Genomic DNA, 15176 nt, shown 5'->3' with positions numbered 1-15176 from the left:
GCAGACGTCCCAGTGTCGCCGGGCGATGGCCTCCAGCCGTTCCCGTGAGCGCGTAGCTGTCCTTAATCCAGGTCGGACATGTCGAGTACGAAACGGTAGCGGACGTCGTTGCGGCGGAGGCGGTCGAGGACCTCGTTCACCCGCGTAGAGGGGAGCAGTTCGATCTCGGCGGTGATGCCCTTGTCGGCGCAGAAGTCCAGCATGGCGGCGGTCGCAGGACGGCCGCCGCTGCCCGCGGAGCTGAGTTTCTTGCGCCCCACGAGCAGGTCCATGGCCTCCACGGTGAGCGGTCCGAGATGTCCAAGGTGGCTGAGGGTGCCGTCCATGGCGACCAGCCGCAGATACGGGCCGAGGTCGTGCGGGGTGGAGATGGTGTCGATGACGACGCCGAACGTGTCTCGGGCCTCGGCCATCTGTTCCGGATCCGTGGACACGATGAACCCGTGGGCGCCGAACCGGCGCGCGTCGTCGGCCTTGTCGGGGGAGCGGCTGATGACCGACGTCGTGGCGCCGAGGGCCACGGCCATCTTGATCGCGAGATGCCCCAGGCCGCCCAGGCCTGCCACGGCGACGCGGCTGCCGGGCCCCACTCCCAGAGTGTGCAGGGGCTCCCAGACGGTGATGCCGGCGCAGAGCAGCGGGGCGGCGCCGGCCAGGTCCAGGCCAGGGGGCAGCGGGTAGACGAACCGGTCGCGGACGACGTACTCGCGGGAGTACCCGCCCAGGGTGGTCGATCCGTCCTGCCGGTCGCTGCCGCCGTAGGTCAGGGTCGGGAAGGCGTGACAGAAGTTCTCCTGGCCGGCCCGGCACATGGCGCACTCGCCGCAGGAATCGATGATGTTGCCGACGGCGACCCGGTCGCCGGCGGAGAAGCGGGTGACCGCGGGCCCCGTCTCGGTCACCACGCCGGTGAACTCGTGCCCCGGAACCAAGGGTTGCCCGGCTTCGTCGTCGTGGTCGCGGAGCGCATGCAGGTCGCTGTGGCAGACGCCGCAGTAGTCGATCTGGACCGCGAGGTCGTCGGGGCGCAGGTCGCGACGCCGCAACGGTGTGCGCCGCAGACTCGCCGTCGCGCCGTCCGCCTGCCATCCGGTCGTGGTCCGCACTGCAGTTCTCCTTAAAACAGACTGTTCGGTTTATTGGAGTGTAGGCATGGCGTCGCGCGCTCGGCAAACCAACTGTTCTGTTTGGTAAGGTCATCAGCATGGCGGACCAGCCCCTGACCTCGCGCGGAGCCGCGACCTACCAGCGCATTCTTGATGCGGCGACCCGGGAGTTCGCCCAGTACGGCATCGCCGGGGCGCGGATCGAGCGGATCGTGTCCGCTGCGAACACCAACAAGGCCCAGCTCTACGCCTACTTCGGCAACAAGGACAAGCTCTTCGACGCGATCTTCTTCGCCTCGCTGGAGCGGATCGTGAATGTCGTCCCGATCGACGCCGCCGACCTCGCGGACTGGGCCGTACGCCTCTACGACGAGTACCTCCGCCGTCCCGACCTCATCCGGTTGGCCACCTGGGCGCGCCTGGAACGCCGGCCGGCCGGCCACCTCGTGGAGGAGCACGACCGGCTCGACGATCGCAAGCTGAGTGCCATCGCCGAGGCCCAAGCCGCCGGGCGAGTGCGCCAGGGAGACCCGTTCGACGTGATGGCCATGGTCATCGCCATGTCCATGGCCTGGTCGCCGGTCAGCAACGTCTATGCGGCGACCGCCGAGGAGCCCTCCGACGTCCACGAACAGCGCCGCACCCTGCTCCGCGAATGCGTCCGGCACGCAGTCGCGGCCGATTGAGGCTCCCGGAGCGGTCCTGTTACCTTCTCCCATCGGCACTCGTCATAGGTGCGACGACCGAATACGAACGGTCGTCGCACCAACGAGTGAAGTGAGAACAGGATGCTGAACAACATCATGTACGTGACGGTCTACGTCACCGATCAGGACCGCGCGCTGGAGTTCTACACCGAGGGACTCGGCCTGGAAAAGCGGATCGACTTCCGGGGGCCCGACGGACGTTTCCTCACCGTGGGCGTTCCCGACAGCCCGGTGCAGATTCTTCTCTGGTCGCACGCGGCGGCCGCGGGCCGGCCGGGCGACGTGGGCCCGGATGGCGCGCCCGGTCCGCTGATCCTCGAATCCGATGATCTGCGGAAGGATTTCGAGATCCTGCGCCGGCGCGGCGTCACTTTCGAAGAGTCCGAACCCGTGGACTATCCGTTCGGGGTCCGCATCGAGGCGGTGGACCCGGACGGCAACCGGGTCTCGCTCCGTCAGCAGCGAAAGCCGTGACCGCTCACCCGTCCGGCCTCGTGACCGAGGCGTTCGAAGCCCAGCGCGATCGGCTGCGCGCCGTCGCGTACCGCGTGCTGGGCTCGCACGCCGACGCCGAGGACGTGGTCCAGGAAGCCTGGATGCGTCTCGTCCGCCAGGACGAGGCGACCATCGGCAACCTGGCGGGCTGGCTGACCACCGTGGTCGGCCGCATCAGCCTGGACCTCCTGAGATCCCGCCAGGCCCACCCCGAAACCGCCTACGGGCACGAGCATGCGGACCTCGTGGTGACGCCTCACGACGACCCCGCGCCGGACGAGCAGGCGGCGCTGGCCGATTCGGTCGGCCTCGCCCTGCTCGTCGTGCTCGACTCGCTCACCCCGAGCGAGCGCCTGGCGTTCGTCCTGCACGACATGTTCGCGGTCCCGTTTCACGAAATCGGCCAGATCCTGGGCAAATCCGCCGACGCCACCAAGATGCTCGCCAGCCGCGCCCGCCGCAAGGTCCAAGCCACGGACCGGCCGGCGGGCCCCGGCCGCGAGCATCGAGAGGTCGTCCACGCATTCCGCGCAGCCGCCCTCGGCGGCGACTTCGAAGCGCTCCTGCGGGTCCTCGATCCGAACGTGAAGCTGACCGTCGACACCCCCGGCGGCGTGGTGGTCACCCTCGGCGCCACCGAGGTCGCCGCCGGCGCCCGCATGTTCTCCGGCAAGGCCGCCCGCCACCGACCCGTGCTGGTCAACGGTGTCCCCGGCCACATGTCCTGGCGCCCCGACGGAACCCCTCTCTCCGTCATCGCCTTCACCGTCGCCGAAGGCCGGATCACCGGCATCCACATCGTCGTCGATCCGGCCAAACTCGCCTCGATCCAGCTGCCCGCCCCGGCCTGAGCCGGTGCCGTCAGGCTCGGCCCGTGCATGTGCGACCCGGGCCGAGCCCGGGCGCGTTTTTACGCTACTTATAATGAATATAGGATGCGTAAAACGCCGACGTCGCGGCGCAAGCCACGGGAGGGAAGCACGTGAAGCTCGTGATCTTCGGGGCCAACGGCCCGACAGGGCGGCTCGCCACCGCCCAGGCACTGGCCGAGGGCCACACCGTCACCGCCGTCACCCGGCATCCGGAGGCGTTCCCCTTCGGCGATCCCGCGCTGGACGTGGCGAAGGCGGACGCCTTGGACCCCGAGGCGGTGGACCGGGTGGTGGCCGGGCACGAGGCGGTGATCTCGACGCTCGGCGTCCCCTACGGCTCCGAGGTGCCCACCCCGTTCTCCCGGTCCGCCGCGAACATCGTCGCGGCCATGGCCGCGCACGGCGTCCGGCGCCTGGTCTGCGTGACCTCGACCGGAGTGCCGATGAAACCCCCGCCCGGCGAGACCCTCGTCTACCGCAAGGTGATCGTGCCCATGCTCCTCAGAATGGGCCGCCCCCTGTACGAGGACGCCGCCCGCATGGAAGAGCTCGTGGCCCGGACCGACCTCGACTGGACCGTCCTCCGCCCCTCCGGCCTGTTCGACGGCGACGCGGTCACCGGCTACACCGTCGGCCCGCCGCAGATGGTCGGCCGGTTCACGTCACGCCGCGACCTGGCCGACGCGCTCATCCGCGAGGCCGTCGAGGATCGCAACCTCCGCTCCGTCGTCGAGGTCATCACCACCGAGGGCACGCCGAGCGTCTACCGCGTGTTCCTGAAGGAAGCGCTCCGCATCGGCAGCGCTTGATGGTCGGGTACACCACCGACCCCTCGCGAGTACTGCGCGACGTCCACGAAGCCGCGGCCGCGCAGCCCGTCGACGGCGGGCGAAGTGGTAGAAGACCGCGTGCACCACCCCGGCCGGTGCCGGCCCCGGCGGAGAAGAGGGGGCGAAGGCCGTGGTCATGCTGCGGATTGCGGTCGTGTTCACCAGCAGAACTCATCGCCTACGCGGTGACATCTGTATCTGTGCACCGGGGCTGCCACGGCGACAAGGTGGACTTCATCGGAGACATCAAGATCCCGCGGTACAGGCGTGCGAGGCCGCCGGCGGGCGCTTCCCCTGCGCCGGCAAGGAAGGAAACCGTATGACGAAGTCCGTGTTGTACAGGTCGATGTCGCTCGACGGGTTCATTGCCGGCCCGGGGCAACGGGCTCGGGACCGGCGGCATCCGGCTGCACGAGTGGTTCGGCGAGCCCGCCTCCGACCCGCCCTACTTCGACCGGCCGGGGCTCAGCGGGCAGGTGTTCGGCGAGCCGATGGCGACGGGTGCGGTCGTTGTGGGTCGCAAGACGTTCGACCACGCCGGCCACCGGCACGGTGATGCCGATCTTCGTACCCGCGCGTGGCATCCCGCTGACGCCGCAGAGCGGCCGGGTTCACTACGTGCCCGACGTCGCAACGGCGATGCGGGAACTCCGGCACGGACAACCCTCGGTGAGCCGGCCCGACGATTTCTTCGCGGACGCGCGCATGCGCCGCCATCGCGCTGACCACGATCGCGATCTTATGACGATCGGCGGCATCATCCCAGAAATCTGGGATTCAACCCGGCTGGACGATCTCGCATGCCGGGCGCATATCAGTATTCGCCCGGGCAGGCCGGGCCGCGCAAAGGGAGCCCAACGCCATGATCACCATCGATAGTACCCTCGCCGCCGGCGCCTGGGTCGGCGATCCCGTTCATTCCGACATCTCGTTCAAGGTCCGCCACATGGGCGTCGGCAAGGTCAGGGGGACGTTCGCGCTCGACTCGGCGGCGCTGAGCATCGGCGAGGGCGGCGGCCGGGTGACCGCCCTCATCGACCCCGCCTCGGTGCACACCGGCAACGAACAGCGCGACCAGCACATCCGGTCGGCCGATTTCCTGGACGTGGAGAAGTACCCGCAGATCGAGTTCACCTCGACCGAGGTCCGCGGCTTCGACGGCGCGACCTTCATCCTGGTGGGCGAGTTGACCCTGCACGGTGTCACCAGGACCGTCGAGATGGAGGCCGAGTTCCTCGGTGTCGTCGACGACCCGTCCGGCGCGGAGCGGACCGGGTTCTCGGCGACCACCACCATCAGCCGTGCCGCGTTCGGCGTCGACCTCCAGCTCGGCTTCGGCGCCGGTAACGTCGTGGTCGCCGACACCATCGAGATCGCCATCGAGATCGAGTTCACGACCACCGAATCGGACCCGCGATGACTCTCGTGGCACCCCGTTGGACGTACTGAAAGGACCGGAAACGTGAGCAAGACCGTGCTGTACATGTCGATGTCGGTGGACGGGTTCATCGCCGGGCCGAACGCGGCGCCGGGCAACGGGCTCGGTGACAAAGGGCATCGGCTGCATGAGTGGTTTCTGCCGGATGCCGACGCCGATCACAGGAGAGACCTCGACCACCTGGCGGGCGCGAACCGTGAGGTCATGGACGAGGTCATGGCCACCGGGGCGGTCGTCGTCGGCCGGCGGACGTTCGAGCTCGCCGGCGGCTGGGGCGGCGACCACCACGACGGCGTGCCGATCTTCGTCCTGAGCCGCCATCAGCCCGATCCCGAGCTGCAATGGCCCGGGGTCACCTATGTGAGCGACGTGACGGCCGCGATGAACATGGCCAAGGACGTGGCCGGCGACAAGGACGTACTGGTCCACGGAGCCCGTACCGCTCAATTGGCACTTGCCGCCGGCGTCCTCGACGAGCTGCAGATTCACCTGATCCCGGTCCTGATCGGACAGGGTGAACCGCTCTTCGAGGACATGCCGCCCGACCACATCGAGCTCGAACTGCTCCGTGCCGCGGACGGGCCGGGCGTGGCGCACCTGCGCTACCGCGTGAGGACGGAGGGCTGAGGCGATGGCGCTCATCCGGCTGTACATGACCATGTCCCTGGACGGTTACGTCACCGGGCCGCAGGACAGCCCGGACACCCCGATGGGAATCGGCGGGTTCCGGCTCTTCAACTGGCTCGACCGGCGCAACGCCCCGGGACCCAGCGGACAGGTGTACGCCGAGGCGCTTGCCACTCGCGCCGTCATCGCCGGCCGCCGCACCTACGAGCACGCCGACCGCTGGCAGGGCGACCATCACGACGGCGTCCCCGTCTTCGTCCTGACCCACGACGTCCCGGACGACCCGCCGCCGGGCAGCGTCCGCTACGTCACCGACGTCCGCGAGTGCGCCGCACAGGCCCGCGCGGCGGCCGGGGACGGCGACGTGTTGGTGCACGGTGCCGGGGCGGCGCAGGCGCTGCTGTGGGCAGGGCAGCTCGACGAGCTCGAACTACACGTCGTACCGGTCCTGCTCGGGCAGGGACGCCGGCTGTTCGACGACCTGTCGGCCGAGCACATCGAACTCGACCCGGTCCGCCGGTTGACCACGCCGCAGGTCGAGGAACTGACACAGCACGTCACGCACCTGCGCTACCGCATCCGCCGCCGGTGACCCGCGAAGTCCCTTCCGACCAGAGCGCGGCCGCCGACGCCGGGCATCTCCAGTGCGGGGCGTGCGCCTTGACCTGCCGAGCCGGCGTGAGCGCCGCCTCGAATTGCGGGCGCACCTTTGAATTGGACCTCAATTGGGCTACAGGATCGGACCTTATCGAGTGTACCGATTCCTGCCAGGCTGAGTGGCATGACGACGACAGCAGCTCGCTTCGACGGCCAGGTGCTCACGCCTGGCGACGCCGGCTACGACACCGCCCGTACCGTCTGGAACGCCATGATCGACCGGCGTCCACGCATGATCGTCCGCGCGGCGGGCGTCGCCGACGTGGTCGCCGCCGTGCGGATGGCCCGCGAACTGGACCTCGAGATCGGCGTGCGCTGCGGTGGCCACAACGCCGCCGGCTTCGCCGTGCCTGACGGTGGTCTCATGATCGACCTGACGCCCATGGGCGGCGTGCGGGTCGACCCGGCCCGTCGCCGGGCCCGGGTGCAGGGCGGCGCGCTGCTCGGCGCGCTGGACCGGGCGTCCCAGGTGTACGGCCTGGCCACCACCGCCGGCAACGTCTCACACACCGGCGTCGGCGGGCTCACGCTCGGCGGCGGCATGGGCTGGCTGGCCCGCCAGTACGGCCTGGCCTGCGACAACGTCGTCTCCTACACGATGGTCACCGCCGAGGGCGACGTGGTGACCGCCAGCCGTACCGAGAACCCCGACCTGTTCTGGGGCCTGCGCGGCGGTGGTGGCAACTTCGGCATCGTCACCGAGTTCGAGTTCCAGTTGCATCACACCGGTACGCGGACGCTGGTCGCCGAGTTCGACTTCCGCGCCGAGGACGCCGTCCCGGTCATCGAGGGCTGGCGCGACCTGAACGCCGTCGCGCCCCGGCAGGCGACGTTCACCGCCAGTGTCAGCAGCGCTCCCTCTGGTCCGATCGCCACGCTGGGGTTCGTGTGGGTCGGCGACCCGGCCGAGGGCCGACGGCTGCTCCCCGCGATGCGGGCGCTCGGGCGTCCCGTTGCCTCCCGCGTCACCACACCGTCGTACCTCGAACTTCAGCAACGCGAGGACTCCACCGGCGGCCACGCATACCGACGCTATTCCAAGGGGCACTACCTGCGGAGCTTTCCCACCGCGGCGATCGAGGCGTTTTTGCTGCGCGGCGGCTCCGACCTGAGCGCGAGCCTGGACCTGCCGGGCGTCGGCCTGCAGGCGCACGGCGGCGCGATCGCCGATGTCCCGGAAGCAGACGCGGCGTTCAGCCACCGCGGCACGATGTTCGAGTTCGGTGCCGGCTCCCGCTGGACCGACCCGGTTGAGGACGACGCCAGGATGGGTGCCGCCCGCGCCGCCGGTGCCTCGCTCGAGCCGTACGCCAGCGGGATCTACGTCAACTCGTTGACGGCCGACGAACTGGCCGATGGGCAGCGCGGCGTGCGGCGGGCGTACTCGGCCGCAAAGCTGGCCCGGCTGACCGCGGTGAAGACCGCGTACGACCCGGCGAACGTGTTCCACCTGAACCAGAACATCCGTCCGGCACTGTGACGGGCCGCGTCAGGATCCCCGTACCTCCCGGATGGCCGTCGCCAGCAGCGCGACCCCCTCGGCGATGGCACTCTCGCTGAGGATGGCGTAGCCGAAGATCAGGCCACCGGGCCCGGCGCCGGCGATCCGGAACGGCCCGACGCCCTGGATGCCGAGCCCGTGCCGGGCGGCTGCCGCCACCACCGCCGCCTCGTCGAGGTCGGGCGGGAGCCAGGCGACCACGTGCTGCCCGGCGGCGATCCCGGCCAGTCGCAGATCCGGCAGATGGGTACGCAGCGCGTCCAGCAGCGCGTCGCGGCGGCGCCGGTACACCGGACGCATCCGGCGCAGGTGACGGTCGAACTCGCCGCGGCCGAGAAAGTCGGCGAACGTCAGCTGGTCGATGACCGACGAACCGCGGTCGGCGAGCAGCTTTGCCGCGGCGACGTCGTCGACCAGTTGGGGAGGCACTACCATCCAGCCGAGCCGCAACCCCGGCGCGAGTGTCTTGCTGGCCGTGCCGCAGTAGACGACATGATCGGGCGCCAGGCCCTGCATGGCGCCCACCGGAGACCGGTCGTAGCGGTACTCCGCGTCGTAGTCGTCCTCGACCACGATCGCGCCGCGGCGCCTCGCCCAGCGGATCACCTCGGCCCTCGCCGCCGCCGACAGCACCCCGCCGGTTGGCCACTGATGCGACGGCGTGAGGACCAGCGCGTCGGCGTCGGCCAGGTCGAGGGCGTCGACCTGAACGCCGTCCGGACCCACCGGGATGCCGACCACGTCCAGGCCCGCGGCCCCGGCCAGCACCCGGGCATCGTCGTCGGACGACGGGTCCTCCAGGGCAATCCGCCTGGCGCCGCGCCGTGCGAGCACCTGGATCAGCAGCGAGATGCCCTGCCCGTAGCCGTTGCAGATGACCACGTTGCCGGGGACGGCCAGCGTGCCGCGCACCCGGTTGAGATAGTCGCACAGGGCCTGCCGCAGTTCCGGCACGCCGCGCCCGTCGAGGTAGGCGAACCGGTCGTTGGGTGTGGTGGTGAGCACGGTACGAACCGAGCGCAGCCAGGCGGCCCGCGGGAACTGCGACACGTCGGTGCGCCCGTACCCGAAGTCGACCCTGAAGCCGACGCTGAAGCCGACGCTGTGGGCGGCCGGCTGCGCCGTCGAAGCCGCGGAGCCCGGGTCGGCGGCGGCCGGCGGCATCGACGCGGCGACCTGGGTGTAACCGCCCGATCGGCTGGCAAGGTAGCCCTCGGCCACGAGCTGCTGGTAGGCCTCCACGACCACCCCGCGGGAGACCCCGAGCCCGGCCGCGAGAGTGCGGGTGGGTGGCAGCGACGTACCCGCTCGCAACCGACCGGCCCGGATGCTCGCGCGGATGGACGCCTCGATCTGCCGGTGCAGTGGTACCCCGGCGTCGCGGTCCAGTTCGATGAGCAGGTCTTCGGCCAGCCCGGAATTGGTCCTCAATTGCCCCACGGGATCGGACGTTACCGGCGTGTACCAATTCCTGCCAAGCAGAGTGACCTGCCGGCTTCCTCGGTGGTGAGGCCTTGAGCTCAAGTCGGCTTGAACTTCTACGGTTGGCTCGTCGTGATGGCGCGCTCATCGAAGGAGATTGCGCAAGTGGATGTGAGAAGCGGGCGGCCCGGCAATGTGCTGCTGCTGGTCTCGGCGTTCTCGGGGACGTTCGTGGCGTTGCTGGACCTGACGATCGTCAATGTGGCGGCGCCGAGTATTCAGGCCGATCTGCACACCGATCTGGCCGGGCTGCAGTGGATGGTGGATGGGTTCGTGCTGGCATTGGCGGCGTTGATGCTGTCGGGCGGATCGCTGGGAGACCGCTACGGCCGTAAGCGGATGTTCCTTTCCGGTATGGGAGTCTTCGTGGTGGCCTCGGTGCTGTGCGCCTTGGCGCCGACACTCGCGGTCCTGGTCGCCGGCAGGTGCCTGCAGGGGGCCGCGGCGGCGGTCATCGTTCCCGGTGCGCTGTCGTTGATCGGGCAGGCCGTGCCTGACCCGCGGGCCCGCGCTCGGGTGATGGGGTACTGGGGCATGGCCGGTGCTCTGGCCGTCATCGCCGGTCCCCTGTTGGGCGGGTTGCTGGTGGACACGCTCGGCTGGCCCGGCATTTTCCTGGTCAACGTCCCGGTGGGGCTGGTCGCCATCGTGATCGGCCTGCGCGCGATTCCCGAAAGCGCTGATCCGCAGCACGCGGCGCTGGATCCAGCAGGGCAGGTGCTCGTGATCGGTGCGCTGGGCGCGTTGTCGTACGGGATCATCGAGGCCAGGACTCACGGCTGGGGATCATGGATCACGATCGGTTCACTGGCTGCCGCTGTGCTGGCCGCCGCATTGGTGCCGCTGGTCGAGCGCCGGGTTGCCCGGCCGCTGCTGCCGATGGGGCTGTTTGGTGATGCCCGGTTCACCATCACCAACCTGGCCTCGATCGCACTGGGATTCGCCGCCAACGGCGCGTTCTTCCTGCTGTCGGCGCTGTATCTGCAGCAGCTGCGCGGGCACTCGGCGATGGAGACCGGGCTGTTGCTGTTGCCGATGACCCTCGCGGTCCTGCCGGCCTCGCTGGCTGCCGGGCGCCTGAACGCCGCGCATGGGCCCCGCCTGCCGATGCTCACCGGATACGTGCTAACGGGCGCGGCGCTGGGCGCGATGGCCGTCTTCGATACCGGCACCTCCTATGCGGTGGTCGCGGCGCTGTTCGTGGTCGCGGGGATCGGGCAGGGGCTGGCGATCACGCCGGCGGCGGCCGCGGTGCTGGAGATCGTGCCGCGGGAACGGTCGGGCATCGCCGCTGCCACCGTCAACACCTCCCGTCAGGTCGGTACGGCCCTGGGCGTCGCCGTGCTCGGCACGATCGTCGCCGGGAGCGGCGACCAAGTGCACGGGATGCGGCTCAGCCTGCTGGTGGCCGGGACCGTGACGCTCGTGGCCGCCGTCTTGCTGGCCGTTCAGCGGCGGGCTCCCGAGCGACTGCCCGCCGAGTCGGTGCCCGCCTCCGAACCACTGCTCGACTGACCGCGATCGGCCTCGGTCCATCGGCGAGTGGCCTCCCGCAGGTACGGGCAGCCGCCCGCCGGATCATGGTTGGGGCATTCCAGCAGGTGTTCCAGGTAGGCGCGGGCGGTACCCAGCCGTTCGGCCTGGGCGTCGATGGCCCGCACCCGCCCCCGTACGATGGTCCGCCAGTCCTGCCCGTCGCCGCCGGCGGTCAGCACCGTGCCGATCTCTTCCAGGCTCATCAACCCGGTCTCCTGCCACGTCCGGATCAAAGCGATGCGGTGCAGGTCCTCGGCCTGGTAATAACGCCGTCCTGACCGGCGTTCGGCCGCCGGCAGCAGTCCACATTCGTCCCAATAGCGCAGGGCGGAGGTTGCCATCCCGAACAGCGCCGCTACCTCGCCGATCGGAAGAAGCTCATCATCCATGATGCTATTGGACTTCAAGTCGGCTTGAGGTGACAACGTGGCCCTGGCCTCACGGTCTCTGCACCTGCGGTCAGGCCGGGTCGTGGGGTTCTGATCCGGCGGGGTCAGGTCGAGCGTCCAGTTGCCGATCAGTCGTCAGGCCCGCGGTGCGTTTCCGTCGTATTCCGGCCGTACCCGATGGTGGCCCGCAACGGGTGGCTACACTCTGCGGATGATCATGAGCGAAACGATCCCCACCGATTCCCCGATCCGCGACCTCTCCGTTGTACGCCACGAGGGAAGCTCCCTGATCGTCTGCGCGGACAGGTGGGGCGGGGTGTGGACGTGGTCTCCGTCGACCGGCGAATGGTCGGGACATTCCCTGCCGTACGCGCACGCGGGCGATCCGATCGTGGCACAGTTCCCCGATGCCGCGAACGTCATCGACATGGTCGCCGCACTCTCCGTTGACGGCAGGCTCCTCCTGGCGGCCGGCGGGGACGAGCAGGAGCCGGCTCTGTGGGATCTCGGCAGCGGTGAGCTCCTGTGGCGGACGCCGCTCAACGGCGCCTACCTCGCCGACGTCATCGCGCTCGACGGCCGGTTCGTCACGGCGCAGCAGTATTCCGAGGAGGTACGGCTCTGGTCGCCGGACGGCACGGACACCCTGCTTGACGAAGTGGGCCAGTTGTCCTGCCTGGGGACGGCACAGGTCGGCAGCCGCCGTCTGATCCTGGCGGGCGGGTCGGGAGCTCATGTGTGGGACGCCGCGAGCCGCACCGAGCTCGGCTCCTTCTACCCGTACGAGGGGCGGGTGTGGGCCGTGACCGCCTGCGCTCTCGCAGAGCGCACGGCGATCGTCGCGGTCACCGAGAAGGGCGAACTGTACGCCTGGGCCCTTGACGCCGAACCGGACGAACTGCTGTACGGACCGGTCCCCGCTTCGGGCGGTGCTCTGGAGACAGTGGCGGTGATGACGGTGGACGGGCGGCCGCTGGTGGTGACGCCGACCCAGGACTCGCTGCGCCTGTGGGACGCCACCGACGGGACCGAGGTCGGCCACGTCAACGCGCACGGGCACGGCATCACGACGATGGAGCCGGCGATCGTCGACGGCCGGTGCGTACTCGTCACCTCCGGGGGCGACGGAGTCCTGCGGATCTGGAACGAGTCCGACCTCGCGCCCCCGGCGCTTTGACACCCCTTAGGGTAACCGCTATCTATTGGCTAACCGTTAGGGGGATGGATTGCTGGCAATGGCCGAGGAGCCGTCGCACGGGTACCGCTCACACACTCGGCGCGAGGCCGACCGCAGCGGCGCCGGGGAAAGCCCGCGCAGGCGGCGGCGCCGCGCCACCCCCCAGACGACGGTGCCAGGTGGTGACGGGTTACGGAGAGCCGGCGGCCAGGGACGAGGCGGACCGGGCGGCGAAGGTCCCGGGGGACGGCCGGACGAGGACGGCGACCGGCCGCGCCGGACCGGCTGGAAGCGGTTCATCCCCAGCTGGAAGGTCGTGGTCCTCGCCTGCACGGTGCTGGCGGTGGGTCTTTTCGGCATGATCATGGTGGCGTACGCCAACACCCCGCTGCCTCTGGCGACCCAGCAGAAGGCAACCGAGCAGGGCAGCGTCATCTACTACCGGGACGGCAAGACCGAGATCGCCCGGCTCGGCACCAAGCGCGAGATCGTCCCGATCGCCAAGATCCCGCGGCATGTCCAGGACGCCTTCATCGCCGCCGAGAACCGCACGTTCCGCACCGACCCGGGCATCTCGGTGTCCGGCATCACGCGGGCGGCGTGGAGCACCCTGACCGGCCAGCAGATCCAGGGCGGCTCGACGATCACGCAGGAGATGGCGCGGGCCTACTACGACGGCCTCAGCCAGGAGCGGACCATCCAGCGGAAGGTCAAGGAGATCTTCGTCTCGATCCGCGCCAGCAAGGAGATGTCGAAGGACGAGATCCTCGCCAACTACCTCAACACCATCTATTTCGGCCGCGGCGCGGACGGCATCCAGGCCGCCGCCCAGGCGTTCTTCGACAAGGACGTCGACAAGCTGACCGCCGCCGAGGCGGCCTACCTGGCGGGCCGGATCCAGAACCCGGTCGTCTTCGACAAGACGGAGGCCAAGAAGAACTGGGCGCCGACCCGGGAGCGTTTCGCCTACGTCATCGGCGGCATGGCGATCGTCGACCCGGCGAAGTACGGGCAGCTGCCCAAGACGGCGAAGTTCCCCAAGCTCGCCAAGCTGGACAAGAAAGAGACCCTCAAGGGCATCAACGGCTACATGGTCGACATCGCGCAGCGTGAGCTGGAGCAGCGGGGGATCTCCAGGGAAAGCCTGCGCAGCGGCGGCTTCCGGGTCACGACGACGTTCGACAGGAAGCTCATGCAGGCCGCGAAGAAGGCGGTGGAGAGCAACCTCGTCACCGTCAACGACAAGCACATCCGCGCGAACATGGCCGCCGTGGACCCGCGCAACGGCCGGGTGATCGCGTTCTACAGCGGCCGCGACTACCTGAAGAGCTTCACCAACAACGCCTTCGACGCCTACAAGCAGGCCGCATCGGCGTTCAAGCCGTACGTGCTGGCCGCCTGGCTCGAGAACGGCTACAGCCTCAAGAGCTACGTGTCCGGCAACGGCCCGGTCACGCTGCCGGGCACCAAGCCGATCGGCAACTCGCACAACCTCGGCGCGGCCGTGCAGATCGACCGGGCCACCGCCGAGTCGGTGAACACGGCGTTCGCCACGATGGCGCAGGAGGTCGGCCTGAAAGAGGTCGAAAGGATCGCCGGGGACGCCGGGATCAACAAGAAGAATCTGGACCAGGCCGTCAAGGACCACGCGTTCGGCATGTCCATCGGCGCCGGCCTGGTCACCCCGGTCGAGCAGGCCGACGGGTACGGCATCTTCGCCAACGGCGGTGTCCACCACGACGCGCACGTGGTGGTCTCGGTCAAGACGTTCAAGGGGATGACCGTCATGGAGGAGGCCGGCGTGCCCAAAACGGTCATCAGCCCGGACAGCGCCGCGGACGCGACCTACGCGATGCAGCAGGTGGTCAAGAACGGCACCGCCAGGGGCACCTCACTGCCCGGCGGGCGTCCGATCGCCGGCAAGACCGGCACCAACAACGAGAACAAGGAAGCCTGGTTCGTCGGGTACACCCCGCAGCTCTCCGCGGCCGTCGGGATGTACAAGGAGGTCCCGCGGACGGACCCGAAGACCAAGAAGGTCATCAAGGACGCCAACGGCTACCCCCTGCCCAAGGAGGTCTCCCTGGGCAACATCCAGGGCGCCGGGACGCCCACCAAGATCTGGCGTGACTTCATGACGATCGCGATGGACGGCAAGCCGGTCGAGCAGTTCCCGGCGCCGACCTTCGGCGGCCGGCAGCACGACCTGGTGCAGAAGCCGACGCCCAAGCCGACCGAGGAGCCGTCCACCGACGACGACATTGGCGACGACGTCGGCGACGACCCGTTCGAGGACGGCGATCCCCTCGAAGGGGACGACGTCACCACCGGGTTCCGGCTCAGGAAGCCTTAGGAGGGA

General features: G+C 69.5%; 15 protein-coding genes. 12 read left to right on the top strand and 3 right to left on the bottom strand.

Annotation, left to right across the window (positions count from 1 at the left end; genetic code table 11):
* Positions 1 to 62: 62 nt before the first annotated feature.
* On the bottom strand, positions 63 to 1106 hold the full coding sequence (locus ACIHFD_RS33270) for an NAD(P)-dependent alcohol dehydrogenase (protein WP_397370262.1): 1044 nt from the start codon (positions 1104 to 1106) through the stop codon (positions 63 to 65).
* Positions 1107 to 1204: 98 nt separating this feature from the next.
* Here ACIHFD_RS33270 and ACIHFD_RS33265 point away from each other — a divergent pair, with 98 nt between their 5' ends.
* From ACIHFD_RS33265 to ACIHFD_RS33225, 9 genes are all read left to right on the top strand, one after another.
* On the top strand, positions 1205 to 1792 hold the full coding sequence (locus ACIHFD_RS33265; RefSeq protein ID WP_397370261.1) for a TetR family transcriptional regulator: 588 nt from the start codon (positions 1205 to 1207) through the stop codon (positions 1790 to 1792).
* 102 nt (positions 1793 to 1894) lie between these two features.
* Complete coding sequence (locus ACIHFD_RS33260; RefSeq protein WP_397370260.1) at positions 1895 to 2287, top strand: VOC family protein; 393 nt, start codon at positions 1895 to 1897, stop codon at positions 2285 to 2287.
* Positions 2284 to 3159: a sigma-70 family RNA polymerase sigma factor gene (locus ACIHFD_RS33255; protein ID WP_397370259.1), complete on the top strand. Its 876-nt coding sequence runs from the start codon at positions 2284 to 2286 to the stop codon at positions 3157 to 3159. Before ACIHFD_RS33260 ends, ACIHFD_RS33255 begins: the two co-directional genes overlap by 4 nt.
* A gap of 131 nt (positions 3160 to 3290) precedes the next feature.
* Positions 3291 to 3989 (top strand): NAD(P)-dependent oxidoreductase, encoded by a 699-nt coding sequence (locus ACIHFD_RS33250; RefSeq protein WP_397370258.1) that lies wholly within the window; start codon positions 3291 to 3293, stop codon positions 3987 to 3989.
* 576 nt (positions 3990 to 4565) lie between these two features.
* On the top strand, positions 4566 to 4889 hold the full coding sequence (locus tag ACIHFD_RS33245) for a hypothetical protein (protein WP_397370257.1): 324 nt from the start codon (positions 4566 to 4568) through the stop codon (positions 4887 to 4889).
* Positions 4873 to 5430, top strand: a complete 558-nt coding sequence (locus ACIHFD_RS33240) for a YceI family protein (RefSeq protein WP_397370256.1) — start codon at positions 4873 to 4875, stop codon at positions 5428 to 5430. Before ACIHFD_RS33245 ends, ACIHFD_RS33240 begins: the two co-directional genes overlap by 17 nt.
* Positions 5431 to 5472: 42 nt before the next feature.
* Positions 5473 to 6075, top strand: coding sequence for a dihydrofolate reductase family protein (locus tag ACIHFD_RS33235; RefSeq protein ID WP_397370255.1), 603 nt, complete (start codon positions 5473 to 5475; stop codon positions 6073 to 6075).
* 4 nt (positions 6076 to 6079) lie between these two features.
* The gene (locus ACIHFD_RS33230) at positions 6080 to 6667 is read left to right on the top strand and encodes a dihydrofolate reductase family protein (RefSeq protein ID WP_397370254.1); all 588 of its coding nucleotides are present in this window, start codon (positions 6080 to 6082) and stop codon (positions 6665 to 6667) included.
* 189 nt (positions 6668 to 6856) lie between these two features.
* On the top strand, positions 6857 to 8212 hold the full coding sequence (locus ACIHFD_RS33225) for an FAD-binding oxidoreductase (RefSeq protein WP_397370253.1): 1356 nt from the start codon (positions 6857 to 6859) through the stop codon (positions 8210 to 8212).
* 9 nt (positions 8213 to 8221) lie between these two features.
* Here the strand turns inward: ACIHFD_RS33225 and ACIHFD_RS33220 are convergent, their stop codons facing one another.
* On the bottom strand, positions 8222 to 9664 hold the full coding sequence (locus ACIHFD_RS33220; protein WP_397370252.1) for a PLP-dependent aminotransferase family protein: 1443 nt from the start codon (positions 9662 to 9664) through the stop codon (positions 8222 to 8224).
* Positions 9665 to 9763: 99 nt separating this feature from the next.
* Between ACIHFD_RS33220 and ACIHFD_RS33215 the strand changes: the two genes are divergently transcribed.
* On the top strand, positions 9764 to 11230 hold the full coding sequence (locus ACIHFD_RS33215) for an MFS transporter (RefSeq protein WP_397370251.1): 1467 nt from the start codon (positions 9764 to 9766) through the stop codon (positions 11228 to 11230).
* Here ACIHFD_RS33215 and ACIHFD_RS33210 read toward each other — a convergent pair.
* Positions 11164 to 11640: a MerR family transcriptional regulator gene (locus tag ACIHFD_RS33210; protein ID WP_397370250.1), complete on the bottom strand. Its 477-nt coding sequence runs from the start codon at positions 11638 to 11640 to the stop codon at positions 11164 to 11166. The two genes, ACIHFD_RS33215 and ACIHFD_RS33210, sit on opposite strands and share 67 nt — an antisense overlap.
* A 211-nt stretch (positions 11641 to 11851) precedes the next feature.
* Between ACIHFD_RS33210 and ACIHFD_RS33205 the strand changes: the two genes are divergently transcribed.
* Together ACIHFD_RS33205 and ACIHFD_RS33200 are read left to right on the top strand one after the other, a co-directional pair.
* Entirely contained in the window at positions 11852 to 12817 is a 966-nt protein-coding gene (locus ACIHFD_RS33205; protein ID WP_397370249.1) for a WD40 repeat domain-containing protein, read from the top strand.
* Between the two features lie 58 nt (positions 12818 to 12875).
* Positions 12876 to 15170, top strand: a complete 2295-nt coding sequence (locus ACIHFD_RS33200) for a transglycosylase domain-containing protein (RefSeq protein ID WP_397370248.1) — start codon at positions 12876 to 12878, stop codon at positions 15168 to 15170.
* The last annotated feature ends 6 nt before the right edge of the window (positions 15171 to 15176 follow it).

The organism is Nonomuraea sp. NPDC051941, from assembly GCF_044593615.1.
Note: the sequence above shows the minus strand (reverse complement) of the source record. Positions and strands in the feature narration are given on the sequence as shown.